This window comes from Paenibacillus sp. LK1, assembly GCF_002750415.1.
In the GTDB taxonomy this organism is placed as follows: domain Bacteria; phylum Bacillota; class Bacilli; order Paenibacillales; family Paenibacillaceae; genus Paenibacillus; species Paenibacillus taichungensis.
Genome location: NZ_PEII01000011.1, coordinates 143096 through 163012 on the forward strand (window position 1 = coordinate 143096; position 19917 = coordinate 163012).

Below are 19917 nucleotides of genomic sequence, written 5' to 3' on the forward strand. Positions count from 1 at the left end.
TTAGGACACCTGTAATCCGGCAGCAGCAAAACGTTTGCCAAAGTCACGGCACGTATCCTTCTCCTGCTCCATCGGACTGTATTCAATCTTCAGCATCTCTGGAGATACCTCCGCCCCACGTTCCACCAGCTTTGCTGCCGCAAGATCAACGGCTCCGCAGTACTGCTCGTAAGAAGTATCCCCGCTTCCGAACACTGCTGCCCGTTTGCCACTCAGATCTAGCTCATCCAGCTCTTCGTAAAAATCGAGGAATTCATCCGGCAGTTCACCGTCTCCCCACGTGTATACTCCAATGAGAAACCCGTCATAATCAAGTACATCAGCTGCATTGCAATCCGTTACGGACTTGAGATCCACTTCATGCCCACCTTGTTTAATTCCTTCGACGATCAGTTCCGCAATCTCTTCCGTATTTCCTGTCATACTTGCATAAGCCACTAACAATTTAGCCATCTATTTTTCCCTCACTTTTTATTGATCATGTCATACTGTTCCTGAAGAAGTAACATTTGAATTTATCAAAATCATATGTGATAATGATTATCATTGTCAAATTAAATTTTCAATCGGTTTCCATTTCAGTATATGGTGATGGACCAAATTCAACACCATATTAGGCACTGCACCCTTTCAGGCGCCTACCACAACTGGCGTACAGGCCCTTTTTTGTTGTACAATAGTATCCAAATGACTTTTGAAGGATGGATAAATCATTATGTACGTAGCAAAGAACTGGAAGGACTATGAAGTAATCGATACAGGAGGCGGCGAAAAGCTGGAGCGTTGGGGCGATGTGATTTTGCGTAGACCCGATCCACAGATCATTTGGCCCCTTGAAAAAGAAACCAATGAATGGCGCCAGGTTCACGGCCATTATCACCGCAGTTCTTCGGGCGGCGGCAGCTGGGATATGAAAAAACCGATCCCAGAACGCTGGACCATCGGATATGAGAACCTGAAATTTCATATTAAACCAACCAGCTTTAAGCATACCGGTCTGTTCCCTGAACAAGCGGCTAACTGGAGCTGGATGATGGATAAAATCGCAGGAGCAGGTCGTCCCATCTCTGTACTGAACCTGTTTGCATATACAGGCGGCGCAACAGTTGCTGCAGCTTATGCCGGAGCTTCAGTTGTTCACGTGGATGCGGCTAAAGGCATGGTACAGTGGGCCAAAGAAAATGTTCAATTATCCGGCCTCGCGGATCGTCCTGTTCGTTTCATTACAGATGATGTTTTCAAATTCGTACAGCGCGAACAACGTCGCGGCAATCGGTATGACGCGATTATTATGGACCCTCCTTCCTATGGCCGCGGCCCTAACGGAGAGACATGGAAGCTGGAAGAGAACCTCTATCCTTTCCTTAAATCCTGTATGGAAATTCTGTCCGATAACCCATTATTCATGCTGGTCAATTCCTACACAACCGGGATTTCGTCTACCGTTCTGCGCAACATGCTGACAATGACGATGTCTGCCCAATACGGCGGTCAAATTACAGCTGGTGAAATTGGTCTTCCAATTACCCGTAGTGGTCTGGATCTGCCATGCGGCATCTTAGGCCGCTGGGAGTCCTGATTATGTCCGAACATTCGCAAACAATGGGAGATATTCCGATTCTGTTTGAGGACAATCATCTGTTAGGCATCACGAAACCGGTCAATGTACCTACCCAGGAAGATGCATCAGGTGATCCGGATTTGCTTACACTGCTAAAACAGGATTTGAAAGAACGCTATAACAAACCTGGCAACGTCTATCTCGGATTAGTACATCGTCTTGACCGCCCCGTTGGTGGTGCCATGATTTTTGCCAAAACATCGAAGGCGGCTTCAAGATTATCCGAGACGGTTCGGGGACGTCATTTCCGCAAAATATATGCGGCTGTTGTACATGGCAAGCTGCCTGCACAGCAAGGAACGTTAAAACACACGCTGCTGAAAGATGCACGTACCAATACCGTTACCGTTGTGCCTAAAGGTACCGCCGGCGGTAAAGATGCTGTGTTGGATTACCGGGTCATCGGCGAAACCGACCGTTACAGTCTGGTCCACATCGAACTGCACACAGGCAGATCACATCAGATTCGGGTCCAAATGAAAGAGATTGGCTGCCCGCTGTTCGGAGATCAAAAGTACGGTGCAGGTGTGAATAAGCCTGGACAACAAATATCTCTCTGGTCTGCCATCGCTGCTTTTCCCCACCCGGTAACGAAGGAAGAAATTGTCCTTCAGTCCCTACCTCCCCGTGAATTCCCATGGGCAGAGTGGCCGGCAGCTGTGTATGATAACGTATTTAAAGCAGAACATTAATTGATATATTAATATAATCATTCACAGGATCAGGTCAAATCTGACCGTAAACCGTGTCATCCAGATTCCTTATCTGAATGGCGCGGTTTTTTTTACTCCAATGGAAAGGAAGACCTACTATGACACCTTTTACGAAACAGGTCGTCGCCATCATCGCAGCAATCCCGGAGGGAAAAGTCATGACGTATGGACAGATTGCCGCTCATGCAGGCAGCCCGAGAGCTGCCAGGCAGGTTGTACGCATTCTGCACTCCATGAGCCGGAAGGAGCGCCTTCCCTGGCACCGCGTCGTCAATGCCAAAGGTCTGATAGCCATTCCTGACGAGCATTCACGCCTCATGCAGGAAACGGAGCTCATTAGCGAAGGCGTTGAATTCCAGATAGATGGAAGCATCAACCTCAAACTCTTCGGTCATGATCCTGGTCCTACCTTCCTTCTTGATCTATCGACCGATGAAGAATAAAGTCAACACAAGGCATAAACAAAGAGAGTTCAAGCAGTGTGATCTGCCTGAACTCTCTTTTGTTTATATAAGACCTTTATTGAATGAATAATAACAGTAATCTAGCTTGATTTTATGCTGTTGCATTCACTTTTTGTTGCTCAGTTGTTACAGGTTCTGTAGCCGGTTTTGTTTTACGGATAAAGAACGCCAGCAGCAAAGCAACTACAGTCATCGCAGTTGCTACAACAAACGCATAGTTTACGCCGTAGATTGTTGCATCTGCGGTAGCACGAAGCATTGCAGCCTTATCATCTGTAGCGATTTGGCCTGTAGCCAGAGTATCTGCCAGATGGGATTTCAGTTTACTACTCATAATCGTAACGAGAATCGCTGTACCAATCGCACCCGCAACCGTACGCAATGTGTTGGACATCGCTGTACCATGTGCATTCAGGCGCTGTGGAAGCTGATTCAGACCCGCTGTTTGAATTGGCATCATCAACATCGACATACCGAACATACGAGCTGTGTAGATAAACATCATGTAACCATAAGTAGTGTCAATCGACAGGCGGCTAAGCCCCCAAGTTGTAATAGCCGTAATTGCAAGGCCGGCAACAGACAACCAGCGTGCTCCGACTTTATCGAAGATGCGACCTGTGATTGGAGACATAATCCCCATCAAGATGGCGCCTGGCATCATCAGCAAACCAGATTCAATTGGTGAGAATCCACGAATATTTTGCAAGAAAATCGGAAGCAAAATCATACCTGCGAACATCGCCATTGTAACAAGCATGTTAATGATCGTTGTCAATGTATACATGTTGTATTTGAAAATACGGAACTCCAACAGCGGGTGATCGGTTGTCATCTGTCTAATTACGAACAGGATCAGGGATATGGCCCCTACGACCAGACAAGCAATTACAATTGCACTGCCCCATCCGTCTGTACCCGCATCACTGAAGCCGTACAACAAGCTACCAAAACCGAGTGTAGATAAAATAACACCTGGATAGTCCAATTTAGGTTTCGATTGACGTGTTACATTTTTGACAAACGCAATACCGATTGCAGTTGCAATAACGGAGAATGGCAAAATGATATAGAACAATAGTCTCCAGGAATAATGCTCAACCACATAGCCTGACAGTGTTGGTCCAATGGCTGGAGCGAGAATCATCGCGATCCCCATCGTACCCATGGCCTGACCACGTTTCTCAATCGGGAAGATCGTCAAGAATACAACTGTCATCAGAGGCATCAGAATTCCTGCACCGGCCGCTTGAATAACACGACCTACCATCAGAATACTAAAGTTCGGACTTAGACCGCAGACCAAGGTTCCTAATGTAAAGAGCGTCATAGCCGTAATGAAAATTTGACGTGTCGAAAATTTGGCGATCAGATACGCCGTAACCGGAATCAACACACCATTGACGAGCATATAACCCGTAGTCAGCCATTGGGCTTTATTCGCGCCGATGCCGAGGTCCTCCATAATTTTAGGAAGAGCTACGTTCATCAACGTTTGGTTCAGGAAGGCGACGAATGCACCGATTAACAATGCGGCCACAATCGGGCCTTTCTTAATATTGTCCATCGCTGAGGATGGCGCTGCTGCTGCAGTAGTACTCATTGGTTGTTCATCTCTCTTCCTTCTAACTTTTCAATCATTTGATTATGAATTCTTAGCAGGTGCTCAAGGTCTTCCTTCGGGATATCCAGAATAGGTGACACTCGCTCCATCCACAATTGGTGTGTTTCCTGCTGGGCCCGTTCCCCCTTGCCCGTAATCTGAAGCTTTACGGATCGACGGTCCGAGTCTGAACGGGTTCGAACAATGTACTCACCCTTGACCAGACGCTCCACCACAGCGCTCATGGAGCTGCTGCCCATATGACAGAGCTCAGCCACTTCATTGATACCGATCGAAGGGCGCTCTCTCAAAATGGATAACACCATAAATTGAATCGAAGTGAGCTCAATTCCCTTGTTTTCATTCCAGAATGCTCGGAAGAGCATTTGATTGACCTGCCTAAACGAATTAATAATGTAGAATACTTCATATGTGTCAGACATTAATTCACCCTTTTACTTATGGAATATAATATTTCGTACACGAAATATCAGGGGAACAATTACTTATTATAACAAAAATATTTACATAGTCAACTCTTTACATATAAATTTTTAGAGATTATTCTCAGGCATTCAAAGCAGGCAAAACTCTTTAAAATACACATCAATAAAAAATAACCATAGCCCTCCTGCATGTTCAGCAAGAGTTCCATGGTTACTATTATTTCTCCTGTCCATCGTCGTTAAGATGTGGACAAGGCATGCTCTTTTGTTTTTGGTGTCGTCATTTTGCCTAATAGATATACCAGCAACTGCTGGTTATGCATTGAAATATTGCTGAGAACGGAATTCATAAATTCATTGCGAATGGTAATTCCGCGCTCAGTCTCCATGCGTCCCTTATCAGATAGGGATACCCATACAATTCGTCGATCCTGATCATCCCGATCCCGGCGAATCAGTCCGTTTTTCTCCATACGATCCAACAACATCGTTACTGCTGCGGGTGTTGTAGCCAGAAAAGGAATCAGATCGGATGGTTTCATCTTCTCGTGATCCTCAAGAACCTCCAGTACGGCCAGCTGCGCCTCTGTTAACGAGGGTGCCAGCTCATGATCCATATGCAGCTTGTAGTCCTTGGTCAGCCTCGACCAGCACTTGGCAAAATCGGAATTATACATCTTGAATCGCTCCTCTCTGCAACCGGTTATCACTTCACCTGCTTAAGTTTTCGCCCTTCAAAGCCGCATTCCTGCTGCCTTTTTTCAATTTCCTAGCGATCGACCGTAATCGACGAAGGTTGTTAAACTTCGCATGGTGGTCCTCTTTTAATCCGCGTCTGAACAACAAAATAAGACTCTTCACATGACAGGTTTCCCTGCTTTGTAAAGAGTCTTTATTGAATCCTGATTAGGAGGAAGAAGCTGCCTGGTTCTCTGTAAGATCCATGATAAGCTCCACAATTTCATCCTGTTTGTCCACATGCACAAGCAATTTACCAATATGTTTCCGTTCAGTAATAGGTACAGCTTCGGAAGAAATGTGATGTGATTGACCTTCCTTGGTCATCACCGTTACATTTCGTTGTTCTCGACAATAGAACGCTCCGGCAATTCGGCTACCGTTCGGTTTCACACGTTTGCCTTCCTTGAATTCAAATGTTGCCAGTCCCTTGCCGCCACGGCTCTGCAGAGCATAATCCAGCAGTAACGAGCGTTTGCCATAACCCAAGTCAGACAATATAGCAACCTCACCTTCATCGCCTTCCACCCACAGAACAGATACAACTTCATCCGTTTCTTTTAACTGAATACCACGTACGCCTCCAGATACACGCCCCATCGGATTTACTTCATCCTCACGGAAACGGATAGCCATGGCTTCTTTGGTGATCAGCATGATATCCTTGCCACCTGTACTTAGATGAACGGATAATACCTCATCATCTTTGCCGACTTTGCATGCGGCTACTGCGCCGGAACGCTTGGTGACGTATTCCTTCAGCTCGGTACGTTTAACCTGTCCTTTGCGGGTGACAAAGACCAGACTATGATCCGGCTCTTCGAAGGATTTAACAGCAAGCACACTTGAGATCCGGTCGTCTTTTGCCAGCGGAATAACGTTGACGATCGCCGTCCCCGGGTCTTTCCACTTGAATTCCGGTACCTGATGCACAGGTAACAGGAAATACTGGCCTTTTTTCGTAAATACAAGCAAGTTCTCCAGCGTGTTAACTTCAAGGACCTGAGCGATATAATCGCCTTCCTTCACACCACTTGCGTTACGTTCCCCGCCGGATCGTGTGAATGACTGCATGCCTGTACGCTTGATGTATCCCTCTTTGGACAAAGTGACAAATACATCTTCCGCGTTCACCAGCACTTCCAGATTAACCTTGAGTTCTTCCACTTCGCCCTGAATAGCTGAGCGACGGTCAATTCCGTATTTCTCACGAATCTCCATCAGCTCTTTGCGAATGACCCCGATCAGCTTGCGATCACTATCCAGAATGGAGCGTAATTGCGCGATCTTCTTCATCAGTTCGCCGAGTTCCTTTTCCAGAGAAGTAATCTCCAGATTGGTCAATCGGTATAATTGCAAAGTCAGAATGGAATCCGCTTGACGCTCGGAGAAACCAAACATCCACATCAGGTTATTTTGAGCATCCTGACGGTTCTTCGAAGCTTTAATAGCCGCAATGACCTCATCAAGGATGTTAAGAGCTTTTACCAGACCTTCCAGGACATGTGCACGGTCTTCCGCCTTCTCCAGCTCAAAGCGGGTACGGAACGTCACAACTTCACGCTGATGGGCAATATAAGCTTCGAGGATTGATTTCAATCCCAATTGCTGAGGGGCTTTGTTTACAATCGCAACCATATTGAAGTTGTAAGTGACCTGCAAGTCGGTTTTCTTCAGCAAATAAGCCAAAATACCTTGTGCATCTGCTTCTTTTTTCAGCTCAACCACGATCCGCAGGCCTTCACGCCCACTTTCATCCCGTACTTCGGCAATTCCTTCAACCTTTTTCTCAAGCCGAATGTTCTCCATCGCTGTAACCAGACGGGATTTTACGACCTGATAAGGGATCTCCGTAATCACGATTTGCTGTTTGCCACCGCGCATATTCTCGATATCGGTTTTGGAGCGGAGATAAATCCGGCCTTTACCTGTACGGTAAGCATCCAGAATGCCGTCGCCGCCCATGATTAGCCCACCTGTCGGAAAATCCGGACCTTTCATAAACATCATGATCTCATCCAGTTCAATCGACGGCTTCTCCATCACAGCAATACAAGCATCAATGGTTTCACGCAAATTATGTGGAGGAATCTCCGTTGCAAAACCAGACGATATCCCACTTACACCATTGACCAGCAGGTTCGGATAACGAGATGGTAATACAACCGGTTCTTTGGCGGTATTATCAAAATTATCCTTAAACAGAACAGTCCGTTTCTCGATATCGCGAAGCATCTCCATTGCGATGGGCGACAAACGGGCCTCCGTATACCGCATGGCCGCTGCCGGGTCATCATCCTGTGACCCCCAGTTTCCATGACCGTCCACGAGCATATGCCCCATTTTCCATGGCTGTGCCATCCGTACCATACCATCATAGATGGAGGAATCCCCGTGAGGATGGTAATTACCCATAACATCCCCAACTGTTTTTGCGGACTTCCGATATGGTTTCTCCGGTGTATTACCTGAATCGTACATTGCGTAAAGAATACGCCGCTGCACTGGCTTCAATCCATCCCGTACATCGGGAATGGCTCGGTCCTGAATAATGTATTTGGAGTAGCGACCGAAACGGTCACCTACGACCTCTTCGAGAAAGGCCGGCATAAATTGTTCTGATAGACTCATTCCAAGCACCTTCTATTCTTCGTACTCTGTAAAGTCGACGTTCTCTACAATCCAGCGTTTGCGCGGATCAACCTTATCACCCATGAGTGTAGATACACGACGTTCCGCTTTTGCTGCATCGACAATTTCTACTTTGAGCAATGCGCGTGTTTCAGGGTTCATCGTTGTCTCCCACAGTTGATCCGGGTTCATCTCGCCAAGTCCTTTATAACGTTGAAGCTCCACATTGTTTCCAAATTCTTTCATGTAATTCGCCAGCTCTTCATCAGTCCAGGCATAACGTACACTAGCCATTTTTCCTGATTTGCGTGTGAGTTTGTATAATGGCGGCTGAGCGATATATATTTTGCCTGCATCAATGAGCGGTTTCATATAGCGGTAGAAGAAAGTCAGCAACAATACCTGTATATGTGCGCCATCTGTGTCGGCATCTGTCATAATTATGATTTTGGAATAATTGCTGTCTTCAACTGCAAATTCGGTTCCAATACCTGCTCCGATGGCCGATGTAATGGCACGATATTCTTCATTTTTGAGGATATCAGCCAATTTCGCTTTTTCCGGATTGAGTGGTTTACCCTTAAGCGGGAGTATCGCCTGAATCTTGGAATCACGTCCCTGTTTGGCTGAACCCCCTGCGGAATCCCCTTCGACGATAAACAATTCATTCCGGGTAAAATCCTTGGATTGTGCCGGAGTCAGTTTGCCGTTCAGGTTGGAGCTTTCACTACGTTTTTTGCCGGTTCGCATCTCATCCCGAGCTTTTCGTGCAGCTTCTCTGGCTCTGGAAGCTTGAACCGCTTTGCGAATCAACGTTTGCGCAACCTGCGGGTTTTCTTCCAAAAACCGTTGGATGTTCTCGGACACGACAGAATCTACTGCGCTACGCGCGGAAGCGCTACCGAGTTGATCCTTCGTTTGTCCAACGAATTCAACCTCCGACATTTTGACACTGATGACTGCCATCATGCCTTCACGAAGATCATTACCTTCGAGGTTTTTATCTTTTTCCTTAATCATGCTGGTACGCCGTGCGTAGTCATTCATCACACGTGTATAAGCTGCTCTGAATCCGGTCTCATGTGTACCGCCGCCCCTAGTGGGAATCGAGTTCACGAACGACGCCAGCGTTTCGGTATAACCCGCGTTATACTGAATCGCTACTTCGACCTCAATGTCATCCTTCTCCGCATAGAAGTGAATGACATCATGCAGCACATCTTTATTTTCGTTAAGAAAAGCAACAAACTGGCTTGCTCCGCCTTCGTACATGTACTCATCCTGATTGCCTGACCGTTCGTCCTTGAGCACAATTCTCAGACCCGAATTCAGAAAAGCAATCTCCTGAAGACGTTCTGCCAGTGTATCATAATTAAATTGAATGCCGTTCTGGAACACCCGAATATCCGGTTTAAACGTAACTTTGGTTCCCGTTCGATTGGTATTGCCCAATACTTCGAGACCAGACACCGGTTCTCCGACATGCTCAACGCCTTTTTTGTCTTGCCAATACTCGAATCGTTGACGATGAATCTTGCCATCACGGAAAATCTCGACTTCAAGCCATTCGGACAATGCGTTTGTAACTGACGCACCTACACCGTGCAAACCGCCGGATTTTTTATATCCTGATCCACCGAACTTTCCGCCTGCGTGCAAAATCGTAAACACGACCTGGGGAGTAGGAATCCCTGTTTTATGTATACCTGTCGGAATTCCCCTTCCGTTATCCTGAACCGTAACAGAACCGTCCTTATGCAGCGTGATATCGATTTTGGAGCAGAATTTGGCGAGATGTTCGTCGACAGCGTTATCCACGATTTCCCATACCAAATGATGTAGACCCGAAGTACTGGTGCTGCCGATGTACATCCCCGGCCGTTTCCGTACCGCTACCAGTCCTTCAAGTACTTGAATGTCGTCCGCGTCGTAGCCTGAAGACCCTTGTCCTCCGCCTGTCGAACCTGCCGACATATCGATTTGCTCGACCATTCATGCTCCCCCTTCTTAACTTGCAACTAAAAAAATGCCTGAAATGCAAACAGATGTTTTCTTATCCTTGTCCATTTTAATTCAAGATATCCCGTTTCGTAAAGACAATGAATGACACAAAGAGTGAAGCAATGCCCCAAACACTAAGCACAATAAGGGAAAAACCTAAATTCATCCCTTCGATTGGTGGCAATCCGCCAGACAAATAATTCGGAAGTTCGAGGTTAACCATAAACAAATATTTGGCTGACTGCCAGGATGCAGCCATACTGGTGAGAATAGTTCCTGCTATGAGTGCTGCCATCATGATGACAATACTTGCTGCTGTACTTCGCACTAATACAGAGACCATGAAGGCAAGCATCGCCACAATGATACTGACGAACCAGATCAGCCCTGCCTGCATTAGCATATACAACCACTGGTCCACAGCATGGACTGCTGACATATCGACATCTGTACCCACAACCTTGAATCCGGTAAAGATCGGCATACCGAAACCTTTATATCCGAATACCGCTCCCGAGATGACATAACAGATAACGTACGCCGACACCACAATAATCGACACGAACATAATCAACGTGATGAGCTTACTCAGCAACACTTTCCAACGTTTGACGGGACGGGTCAGAAGCATTTTAATCGTACCTGTGGTGCGCTCACCCGATACCAGATCCGAAGCAATTGCCATAATGAGCAGTGGGATAAACAATCCAACGGCGTTATTCATGAATTCCCGCGTAAAAGTTACACCACCAGGCTCCTTCGGATTGATGTCATTCTCCAGATAGTATTGCATTTGCTGGATGTACACAGTCCTGTACTTTTTGTACTCTTCAGGTACCCGGTCACTGCCAAGCGAGTTCTGATTATCCGTAATGGCTTGTTGCAGTTCAAGCCGCCAGTCGCCGCCAAACTTGTCACGATTATTTTCCGCAGATTTCATTTGGGCATACGTAAACATCGGAACCAGGACCGCAAGTACGATAAAAATAATATAAAGACGTTTTTTCTTTACCATCTTGATCGTTTCGTTTCGGATCAGCGGCATGATGTTACTCAATGGATTCACCTTCTGTCATTTTTAAGAATAGCTGTTCCAGCGTAGGCTGAATCCGCTGCACTCCTTCAACCTGAATTCCGGCTTTCACCATTTGCTGGACTAGGGCCGGAATCCGATCTTCATGCATTTCAGCAACGACCGCATTTAGACCAAGCCCTGCAACAATGGTATCGTCCATAACATCAGCAGGCCGATCCACCAGCGAAATACCTGCATTCAACAGCATTTTTTTACCTTCCTCCAACGGAGTAACATGCCATATTGCCAATTTGGAATGGTCTTCAATCAGTTCATTGACGCCGCCAACTGCAAGCACTCGCCCGGCACTGATAATTGCCACCCTGTCACAAAGAAGCTGGATCTCGCTGAGCAAATGACTACTGACGAATACTGCCATGCCTTCGCTTGCAAGCTGTTTGATAAAGACACGAAGTTCCTTAATCCCTTTGGGATCAAGTCCGTTCGTTGGCTCATCCAGAATCAGCAGCCGTGGGCGACCAAGCAATGCCTGTGCAATGCCAAGTCGTTGACGCATCCCCAGAGAGTAGGTTCTTACTTTATCATGAATCCGCTGATCGAGGCGTACAATATCTACAACTTCCTGAATACGGTCATTATCCACCCCTGGCTGCATACGTGCAAAATGTTCAAGATTCTCCCATCCGGTCAAATACGTGTACACTTCCGGGTTTTCAACAATGGAACCCACATATTTCAGGGCCCGTTCAGGATCCCGGTTGACATCATACCCACAAACTTGAATTTTACCTTCTGTCGGTTTAATCAGATCGACTAACATCCGAATGGTTGTTGTTTTCCCGGCACCATTGGGCCCCAGAAAACCAAAAATTTCGCCTGGTTTAACGTCAAAAGTAACATCCTTAATAATCCATTTGCGTCCAATCTTTTTCTTCAGATGCTGCACGGACAATACGGAATCAGTCTGTTCTTGTGCCATTTATTTTCCGCTCCCTTCTGCTGGAGTCTCTGCCTGATATTCCTGTGCAATTCGAACCGCAATTTGCTCGTACCCTACTCCATTGGGATGGAAATGATCTGACGACAGATATTGTCCCAGATGATTTTCAAACAGATCAAATGTAGGCACAAGTGTCATTTTGTCCTCGTTGTTCAGAACCTTCATTGCAGCATCGTTCCATGCAGCTACAACCGCATTTCCTGGCTCTTTGAGTTCTTTTACATCCCCAAACGGATTGTATAACCCTATGTAGACAATCTGTGCATCAGGGTTAATTTCTTTCACTTTCTTCAAAATCTCCTGCAAACGCTTCGACGTCTCCGGTAATGCCGCAGCAAGTGTCTCTGCCGTTGGAGCGTCTTCTCCCTGTAGAACCTGTCCACCCTGGAACAGATCATTGGCTCCGATCGACAACAGAATAAAGTTGGACTGTTGTAAGACATAACGTACGCCCTGTTCATCTAGCTTGCTCAACAATGCGTCTGTTCTCAAACCATTCACACCCATATTGTTAAGCACTTGCACATCATATCCCTGATCTTTGAGCAAATTACCTGCCCGCCTTACAAAACCAAGTCCCTCATCATCCCCCGTACCTCTTGCCAGGGAATCACCGATTACAGCCATTCGAATTTTGCCATCTTTCACCACAGGTGTTGATTGCCCGCTATCCTTGGCAGGTGTCGTTGTCTGCTGTCCTGTACCTAATTGGGCATCTCCCTCAGGAAAAATGACGTCTTTAATGGCGTATCCAAATCCAAATAACAGCAGCAATGTTGTCAATATGGATACAGTGCTAATGGTTCTCCAGATCCATGGCGCTGAATCAAGATTTCTTTTTTTCATTCATCACATCTCCGCTCATGTACACCTGGCTGGGTGCTTAAAATTTAAAATGATTTTACATTAAGATGACGCTTTTTCTAAATAACATAAATGTTCTGTCGTTAATTTGCAAATTTTGCCGCTGTATTAAGCAGAATTCAGTTTCAAATATGCTTTTACAAAAAAAAGCTATGTCACGCACAGCTTCGAGCTGTGATGACATAACCTTTTTTTGAACTAAAATCAAAATATTCTTCAATAAAATGAATTAGTTACCGATAAATTCTTGAGCCCAATATCCGTTGTAGAATCCAACACCAATTTTCGTAAAGTTTTTGCTTAGGATATTCGCACGGTGGCCTTCGCTATTCATCCAAGCTGTAACAACCTCTTGAGGTGTTTTTTGCCCTTTCGCGATATTCTCGCCAGCATAGCTGTAAGTTACTCCGAATTGTTTCATCATGTCAAACGGAGAACCATAGGTCGGTGATTGGTGATCAAAATAATTGTTGTTGCTCATATCTTTAACTTTGGCTACAGCCACTTTGTCCAAAAGAGCATCGGAAGCCAATGCGCCCAGGCCAGCTTTGGCACGTTCAGCGTTCACAAGTTTTACAACTTGAGCTGCAAAATCCGATTGTGTGCTCTCGCTACCACTGTTACCTGTATTACCTGTAGTCGTTCCAGTTCCAGTTCCAGTATTTGAAGGATCTTTGGCTGGAGTAGTTGCCGGTTTCTCTTCTTGAGTTGGCTTTGCAGGTGTTACCGGTTTTGCAGGTGTTGTTGGTTGAGCAGGTTTAGTTGTTTGATCAGGCTTAGTTGTTTGATCAGGCTGTGTTGCAGGCTTCTCTACCGTTGTTTGCCCTTCGCCAGTGGATACAGTGTAACCATTATCTTTCAGCCACTGTTCAATGTACGCTTTTAAGCTATCCGTACTCGTAATTTTAAACGTTGCAGTTTTAATAGTTGTTTTATATGATGCATCTGCAGCGGAAGCGGAAGCAGGGAGCATAACCCCTACGGCGAGTACGGCTGTCAGACTGCTGGTTACCACGGTTTTCATCCATTTCTTCTTCAAATTCATTCATCTCCTTAGGAATATTAGTTATGACAACTTTGTAATTAATACTCTAGGAGTATATCAAGTGAATAGTAGATTGTGAACCCATAAATTATGGAAAAGTAACTTTTTTGTCATTTTTACAAGCTGTTTCAAGTGGGTGTAGACGGTTTATAGTACATTGCACCCAATCCTGCAATCAGCTCTTAAAACGCTGGTATATCAACTAAAACTCTAACCATCAACCTTAAAATACGGCATAAAAAAATGGCATCCGGACAAAAAATCGCCGAATGCCACTTATCTTTTATTTATCATTCACCACACGAAAAACGTGAAGATCGCGATATAATAAAACTCTTTTTCTATAGAAGGACTTTACTGAAACGGTAACCTCTCTTCTGGAAACCAATATGCTCGTAGAAAGAATAGGTTGTTGAAGTCACTTCACGGTTCGCTCCGGTGACAAACAATTGTTTCCCACCTTGCTGTCTGCCCCAATCCTCGGCACGAGCCATCAGACGACGGCCAATTCCGCCCCCACGATGTTCTTGCCCTACTATCAAGGACGTAATTTGTGCGGCAGGTTCTGGATAGGCATGACTTTGCACACATTGCAAGCCAATCACACCAATAATCTGTTCATCCACTTCGGCAACAAGCATGCATGCGTTTGGATTACTTTCCAAACATTCAATGCGCTCTTTCATGACATTGGCTGTTGTGGGATAGCTGACCTCTCGCATCAGTCCCGTTACCGCTTCAGCATCTCGCAGTTCACACTCTCGGATCATCAGTACAGGGGCCTCAACATTATTGGACATGATTTACCTCCACTTTCAGCATATTAGCGGCTTGTACCGCTGTTTTACGAGCTTCTTCCACATCTTGGCCGGCACTTAATGCTACGGCCATTCGGCGTCCCACTTTGGTCTCAGGTTTGCCAAATACACGAACCTGAGTACGAGGAAGCGCCAGTGCTTCTTCAATCCCGCCTACAGTAAAGTCAGATGTTTCATCATTAGCCTTCAGCGTTGCTGAAGCTCCGGGTGTCAATAAATGTACACCAGTGACCGGAAAACCAAGAATTGCACGCACATGCAGCGCAAACTCGGAACTATCTTGCGTTACCATAGTAACCATGCCTGTATCATGCGGACGTGGCGATACCTCGCTGAACACGACTCCATCTGATGTAAGGAATAATTCGACTCCGAACAGTCCATAACCACCGAGTTCATCCGTAACAGACTTGGCAATATGACAAGCTTGTTCCCATTGCTCCGGTGTCATCGCATGAGGCTGCCACGATTCGACATAATCCCCATCTTTCTGAATGTGACCAATCGGGGGACAAAATACAGTCCCTGAGACAGATCTAACAGTGAGCAGCGTAATTTCGCTGTCAAACTTCACAAAGCTTTCCACAATGACTCGTACGGATTTGCCACGTGCTCCCGAAAGAGCAATGTTCCAGCAATCCTCTACGTCATCCGATGTACGGCATACACTCTGCCCTTTACCGGAAGAACTCATTAGTGGTTTAATGACACATGGTGTACCCAATTCACGAACAGCTTCCTGAAGTTGTTCCAGGTTGTCCGCAAAAAGATAGGCCGCTGTCGGAAGATTCAATTGTTCTGCTGCCAGACGGCGGATGCCTTCGCGATCCATCGTTAAACGGGCAGCACGCGCCGTAGGAACGACACAAAATCCTTCTTCCTCAAGCTCGAGTAATGCTTCTGTTGCGATTGCTTCAATCTCAGGTACGATGTAATGAGGTTGTTCCTTTCGGACCAACTGTTTCAGAGCTTCGGCATTTAACATGTCGATGCAGTAAGACCGATGCGCTACCTGCATGGCAGGTGCATTTTCGTAACGATCAACAGCGATCGTCTCTACTCCCAGTCGTTGGGCCTCAATAACGACCTCTTTTCCCAATTCTCCGCTGCCCAATAGCAGCATTTTTTTGGCTTGAGCCGAAAATGGAGCACCCCACATGTTCTTTCCAATCCTCCCAAAGAGAAATCTTCTATATCTATCTCTCTATTTTCGGGGTTTTGGTTAAAGAATGCAAGAGTGCTCCCTATTTTTCTTGTGAATTTTACAAGATTTTTTGTGTTTTTTCGATCAATTTTTACAAAAATCTGTATTGAGCTTCTATTAATCCATTATAAACTCCTTGTTTCTGGATAAGTTGCTCATGGTTTCCTTCTTCCTTGATTTCACCATGATCCAGCACGATAATGTTATCTGCATTTCGGATCGTCGAGAGACGGTGGGCCACCATAAAGGAAGTTCTTCCTTGCAGCAGCACTTTCAAAGCCTCCTGAATTTTGAGCTCCGTTTCGGTGTCGATGCTGGCAGTCGCTTCATCCAAAATCAAGATTCGAGGGTCAGCCAGCAAGGCACGGGCAAAGGATAACAATTGGCGTTGTCCCATGGATAATACATTCCCACGTTCTTCGACTTCCGTATCGTATCCACCCGGCAGCTTCATAATAAATTCATGGGCATTAACAGCCTTCGCAGCTTCTTCCACTTCTTCATTAGTTGCATCAAGCCGTCCAAAACGAATATTATCGCGAATGGTGCCAGAGAAGATAAACGTATCCTGCAACACAATACTGATCTGGCTGCGCAGACTTTCGACCGTTACATCTCTTACATCCTGACCATCAATGGTAAGACGTCCGCCTGAAATGTCATAGAATCGGCTGATCAGATTGATAATGGTACTTTTACCTGAACCCGTATGACCTACAAGTGCAATCGATTGTCCGGCAGCTGCAGCGAAACTGATTCCCTTCAGCGCCTGTCTGCCCTTCTCATATTCAAACACGACATTATCGAATACAATATCTCCTTTAATAGAAGCAAGCGGCTTGGCTCCAGGTTTATCTGCAATACTTGGCTCCTCATCCATAAACTCGAAGATCCGTTCGGAGGAAGCCATGGCAACGAGCAATTGATTGTACATCTGTCCCAGACGGTTAATCGGGTCCCAGAAGTTGCCGACATAGTTGGCAAAAGCTACGAGCAATCCGATTGTCAGCTGCCCCTCTTGAATCAGATAAGCACCAAACCAGAACAGGATTAACGTTCCGAAGCCGCCCGTAATTTCAATCAGAGGACCAAAGCCTTGGTTCATGGCCGATGCTCTATCCCATGATTTTTTGCTCGACAGATTCATGTTGTCAAAATACTTCATGTTTTCTTTTTCCTGCGTATAGGCCTGAGTCACACGAATCCCCTGAATGGATTCATTCAAATGGGAGTTGATGCGTGAGTTCTTCATACGTACATCCTGCCAGGCACGGCGGATCAACACACGCAGTTTGGTCGAAATAATAAACATGAGTGGAACTGTAATAATGACCGCGAGGCCCAGTTTCCAGTTGATCAGCAGCAAAATGACGATAATACCGAGCAGCTGCACACAGTCAATCATGACATTGACCGCACCGTTGGTGAACAGGTCCTGCAGGGAGTTGATATCATTGGTGACACGCACCAATACCGAACCCGCAGGTCTTTTGTCAAAGAAGTTAAAGGACAACTTCTGGATATGTTTGAACAGATCCGAGCGAAGATCATAAATGACACGTTGCCCGATAATGTTCGTTAATTTGATTCGGTACGTATTAGCCGCCCATTGGATCAGGTATAACACAAGCACAGAACCAGCAATAATATAGAGCATCGTCAAGCTTGGCAACCCCGTTGCAGGTGCAATCGCTTTATCAATCGCCAAACTGATCAAGAATGGAACGGACAATTTCGTAATGGTACCCAAAATCATCATTAGGATAATGAGTGGCAAGAGTTGTCTTGCATAAGGTTTCATGTAAGAGAACAGACGTCCGAACTCACGCCAGTTAAACGGTTTTTCAATTATTTCGTCGTCCTGATATACAAAACGTTCATTCATTTTCTTGTCAGAGGTCTCTTTGACCTCGCGCCTATCGGCTACCGTTTCGGCACTCATGAATTCACCTGCTCCCCAGCCTCCCGCTTACCGCGGGCAATATAATCTGCGTATTGAATCTCATATACGTCCCGGTAAGGCCCAGGCTCTTCAATGAGATCTTTATGTGTTCCACGTTGAACGACACGTCCTTCATCCAGTACCAAAATCTCATCTGCGTGACGCAGGGAAGAGATCCGATGCGCAATGATAAACGTCGTTCTTCCACGCATGACTTCCTGGAATCCGGATTGAATTTCATGTTCGGTCTCCATGTCGACTGCACTGGTTGCATCATCCAGAACGAGAATTTTCGGGTTTTTCAGCAGAGCTCTAGCAATTGCAATCCGCTGTTTTTGTCCTCCCGACAAGCCCATTCCCCGCTCCCCTACAACCGTATCGTATCCTTCAGGGAATTCCATGATGAACTCATGCGCTTTGGCCAGTTTGGCAGCACGGATAATTTCATCCATGGTTACATTTTTGAGTCCATATGAAATGTTGTTGCGAATGCTGGAAGAGAACAGGAACGTCTCCTGGAACACAGAAGCAATCTGACTCCGCAGGCTGCGAATTCCAATGTCCTTAATATTTTTGCCGTCCAGCTTGATAGTGCCCGAGTTCACGTTATATGCACGCATTAGGAGCTGAATAATAGTTGATTTACCCGAGCCTGTTCCTCCCAGGAAGCCAATGACGGAGCCTGGTGGCGCATCAAAGTTGATATCGGTCACTGCCGGCATTTTATTGCCGTAGGCAAAGGTAACGGATTCAAAGGTCACATGCCCTTTAACTTGATCAGCCTCTACAATGACCGGATCTTCTGTCTCTTGTACATCTACCGGCGTATTCAAAAGTTCCAACACCCGTTCACCCGATGCTTTGGATTGCGTATAGTTATTGATATGGAAACCAAGGTTCCACATTGGACCGATTATGTACCAGATCAAACTGAAAAAGGCAACGAGTTGACCGAGTGTTAACGATTTCTGAATAACCATGTTCCCACCAATGAGGAGCAGAAGAACTACGCTGACCGAAGCGAGAATCTCCATGATCGGAAAATACTGACTCCATAATGTTGCTGCATGAATCTGGTTCGTTTTGTAACGCTCATTACGAACGGAAAACTTCTCCACTTCGTGAGGTTCACGTGCAAATGACTTTACAGTACGCACACCTGTAATATTCTCCTGTACTGCTGTCGTCAGAGAGCTGAGTGCCAGCCGCATTTCTTGGAATGCAGGGTGAATTCGGGATTCGAACCTCAGCGCAACGAAGGCAAGCAGAGGAATACATATGAGCGTTAGCAAGGTAAGCTTCCAACTCATGGTCATCATCATGATTGCGCCGAATACGACCATCAGAACCATGTTGAGAATTTGAGCGAAGCCAAATCCGATAAAGTTACGGATCGCTTCGAGATCTCCCGTGAGGCGGGACATCAAATCTCCCGTTTTGGCCGTGTCGTAATACCGGAAGGATAAAAATTGAAGCTTTTCGTAACAAGCGTTACGAAGTCGGTACGCCAGGAAGTTCCCGAGACGCCCTCCAAAAAGACCGTGTAAAAACTGCATTCCCGCTTTCAGAATAACGACACCTAATACCGTTAAAGCAAGTTTGGGAACGTCTTCAAAATTGCGCGGAGTGATGACGTCATCAATCAGAATCCTTAGCAGGTTCGGATACACCAGTCCAAGCGCGGTCGCTATGGCGAGGCATAAGATCGATAAAAATAAATACGTGCGCTTCTCCCAGAAAAAAATCTGCAATTGCCTGAGAACATCCATGTCTCTCCTCCTCTTATATCGT

General features: G+C 46.0%; 17 protein-coding genes. 3 read left to right on the forward strand and 14 right to left on the reverse strand.

Annotated features, from left to right (window positions below; all coding sequences use genetic code 11):
* Positions 1–453, reverse strand: a complete 453-nt coding sequence (locus CS562_RS23220) for a flavodoxin (protein ID WP_064636952.1) — start codon at positions 451–453, stop codon at positions 1–3.
* 262 nt (positions 454–715) lie between these two features.
* On the opposite strand from CS562_RS23220, the gene CS562_RS23225 reads away from it, so the two are divergent.
* From CS562_RS23225 to CS562_RS23235, 3 genes are all read left to right on the forward strand, one after another.
* Positions 716–1579, forward strand: coding sequence for a class I SAM-dependent methyltransferase (locus CS562_RS23225; protein WP_024630567.1), 864 nt, complete (start codon positions 716–718; stop codon positions 1577–1579).
* A 2-nt stretch (positions 1580–1581) separates the two neighbouring features.
* Positions 1582–2313, forward strand: a complete 732-nt coding sequence (locus CS562_RS23230; protein ID WP_076289000.1) for an RluA family pseudouridine synthase — start codon at positions 1582–1584, stop codon at positions 2311–2313.
* Between the two features lie 119 nt (positions 2314–2432).
* Complete coding sequence (locus tag CS562_RS23235; protein WP_099858366.1) at positions 2433–2777, forward strand: MGMT family protein; 345 nt, start codon at positions 2433–2435, stop codon at positions 2775–2777.
* A 112-nt stretch (positions 2778–2889) separates the two neighbouring features.
* Here the strand turns inward: CS562_RS23235 and CS562_RS23240 are convergent, their stop codons facing one another.
* The 13 genes from CS562_RS23240 to CS562_RS23300 form a co-directional block, all read right to left on the reverse strand.
* A complete protein-coding gene (locus tag CS562_RS23240; protein ID WP_099858367.1) occupies positions 2890–4401 on the reverse strand; it encodes a DHA2 family efflux MFS transporter permease subunit in 1512 nt (503 codons plus the stop codon).
* Positions 4398–4844 carry a MarR family winged helix-turn-helix transcriptional regulator gene (locus CS562_RS23245; protein ID WP_099858368.1) on the reverse strand — a complete coding sequence of 149 codons (447 nt, stop codon included), beginning with the start codon at positions 4842–4844 and terminating at the stop codon, positions 4398–4400. The genes CS562_RS23240 and CS562_RS23245 overlap by 4 nt, the downstream gene beginning before the upstream one ends.
* Before the next feature lie 242 nt (positions 4845–5086).
* Positions 5087–5524, reverse strand: coding sequence for a MarR family winged helix-turn-helix transcriptional regulator (locus tag CS562_RS23250; RefSeq protein ID WP_063563171.1), 438 nt, complete (start codon positions 5522–5524; stop codon positions 5087–5089).
* Positions 5525–5753: 229 nt separating this feature from the next.
* Positions 5754–8216: a DNA gyrase subunit A gene (gene gyrA / locus CS562_RS23255; RefSeq protein WP_076288996.1), complete on the reverse strand. Its 2463-nt coding sequence runs from the start codon at positions 8214–8216 to the stop codon at positions 5754–5756.
* A gap of 12 nt (positions 8217–8228) precedes the next feature.
* Positions 8229–10208 (reverse strand): DNA topoisomerase IV subunit B, encoded by a 1980-nt coding sequence (parE, locus tag CS562_RS23260; protein WP_099858369.1) that lies wholly within the window; start codon positions 10206–10208, stop codon positions 8229–8231.
* Positions 10209–10284: 76 nt separating this feature from the next.
* Positions 10285–11274 carry an ABC transporter permease gene (locus CS562_RS23265; RefSeq protein WP_063563174.1) on the reverse strand — a complete coding sequence of 330 codons (990 nt, stop codon included), beginning with the start codon at positions 11272–11274 and terminating at the stop codon, positions 10285–10287.
* Positions 11267–12232 carry an ABC transporter ATP-binding protein gene (locus CS562_RS23270; RefSeq protein ID WP_099858370.1) on the reverse strand — a complete coding sequence of 322 codons (966 nt, stop codon included), beginning with the start codon at positions 12230–12232 and terminating at the stop codon, positions 11267–11269. The genes CS562_RS23265 and CS562_RS23270 overlap by 8 nt, the downstream gene beginning before the upstream one ends.
* Positions 12233–13099, reverse strand: coding sequence for a GDSL-type esterase/lipase family protein (locus CS562_RS23275; RefSeq protein ID WP_076288993.1), 867 nt, complete (start codon positions 13097–13099; stop codon positions 12233–12235). It lies immediately after the preceding gene.
* 247 nt (positions 13100–13346) lie between these two features.
* Positions 13347–14156: a CAP domain-containing protein gene (locus tag CS562_RS23280; RefSeq protein WP_099858371.1), complete on the reverse strand. Its 810-nt coding sequence runs from the start codon at positions 14154–14156 to the stop codon at positions 13347–13349.
* Between the two features lie 347 nt (positions 14157–14503).
* A complete protein-coding gene (locus CS562_RS23285) occupies positions 14504–14962 on the reverse strand; it encodes a GNAT family N-acetyltransferase (protein ID WP_062328403.1) in 459 nt (152 codons plus the stop codon).
* The gene (gene purT / locus CS562_RS23290; RefSeq protein WP_076288992.1) at positions 14952–16139 is read right to left on the reverse strand and encodes a formate-dependent phosphoribosylglycinamide formyltransferase; all 1188 of its coding nucleotides are present in this window, start codon (positions 16137–16139) and stop codon (positions 14952–14954) included. Before purT ends, CS562_RS23285 begins: the two co-directional genes overlap by 11 nt.
* Positions 16140–16275: 136 nt before the next feature.
* Positions 16276–18126 carry an ABC transporter ATP-binding protein gene (locus CS562_RS23295; RefSeq protein ID WP_076288991.1) on the reverse strand — a complete coding sequence of 617 codons (1851 nt, stop codon included), beginning with the start codon at positions 18124–18126 and terminating at the stop codon, positions 16276–16278.
* Positions 18123–19895, reverse strand: coding sequence for an ABC transporter ATP-binding protein (locus CS562_RS23300; protein WP_076288990.1), 1773 nt, complete (start codon positions 19893–19895; stop codon positions 18123–18125). The genes CS562_RS23295 and CS562_RS23300 overlap by 4 nt, the downstream gene beginning before the upstream one ends.
* Positions 19896–19917: the final 22 nt, after the last annotated feature.

Excerpts from the sequence above, each read along its gene's own strand:
- CS562_RS23220 (WP_064636952.1), bottom strand. The coding sequence starts at position 453 with ATGGCTAAATTGTTAGTGGCTTATGCAAGTATGACAGGAAATACGGAA.
- CS562_RS23225 (WP_024630567.1), top strand. The coding sequence starts at position 716 with ATGTACGTAGCAAAGAACTGGAAGGACTATGAAGTAATCGATACAGGA.
- CS562_RS23230 (WP_076289000.1), top strand. The coding sequence starts at position 1,582 with ATGTCCGAACATTCGCAAACAATGGGAGATATTCCGATTCTGTTTGAG.
- CS562_RS23235 (WP_099858366.1), top strand. The coding sequence starts at position 2,433 with ATGACACCTTTTACGAAACAGGTCGTCGCCATCATCGCAGCAATCCCG.
- CS562_RS23240 (WP_099858367.1), bottom strand. The coding sequence starts at position 4,401 with ATGAGTACTACTGCAGCAGCAGCGCCATCCTCAGCGATGGACAATATT.
- CS562_RS23245 (WP_099858368.1), bottom strand. The coding sequence starts at position 4,844 with ATGTCTGACACATATGAAGTATTCTACATTATTAATTCGTTTAGGCAG.
- CS562_RS23250 (WP_063563171.1), bottom strand. The coding sequence starts at position 5,524 with ATGTATAATTCCGATTTTGCCAAGTGCTGGTCGAGGCTGACCAAGGAC.
- gyrA (WP_076288996.1), bottom strand. The coding sequence starts at position 8,216 with ATGAGTCTATCAGAACAATTTATGCCGGCCTTTCTCGAAGAGGTCGTA.
- parE (WP_099858369.1), bottom strand. The coding sequence starts at position 10,208 with ATGGTCGAGCAAATCGATATGTCGGCAGGTTCGACAGGCGGAGGACAA.
- CS562_RS23270 (WP_099858370.1), bottom strand. The coding sequence starts at position 12,232 with ATGGCACAAGAACAGACTGATTCCGTATTGTCCGTGCAGCATCTGAAG.
- CS562_RS23275 (WP_076288993.1), bottom strand. The coding sequence starts at position 13,099 with ATGAAAAAAAGAAATCTTGATTCAGCGCCATGGATCTGGAGAACCATT.
- CS562_RS23285 (WP_062328403.1), bottom strand. The coding sequence starts at position 14,962 with ATGTCCAATAATGTTGAGGCCCCTGTACTGATGATCCGAGAGTGTGAA.
- purT (WP_076288992.1), bottom strand. The coding sequence starts at position 16,139 with ATGTGGGGTGCTCCATTTTCGGCTCAAGCCAAAAAAATGCTGCTATTG.
- CS562_RS23295 (WP_076288991.1), bottom strand. The coding sequence starts at position 18,126 with ATGAGTGCCGAAACGGTAGCCGATAGGCGCGAGGTCAAAGAGACCTCT.
- CS562_RS23300 (WP_076288990.1), bottom strand. The coding sequence starts at position 19,895 with ATGGATGTTCTCAGGCAATTGCAGATTTTTTTCTGGGAGAAGCGCACG.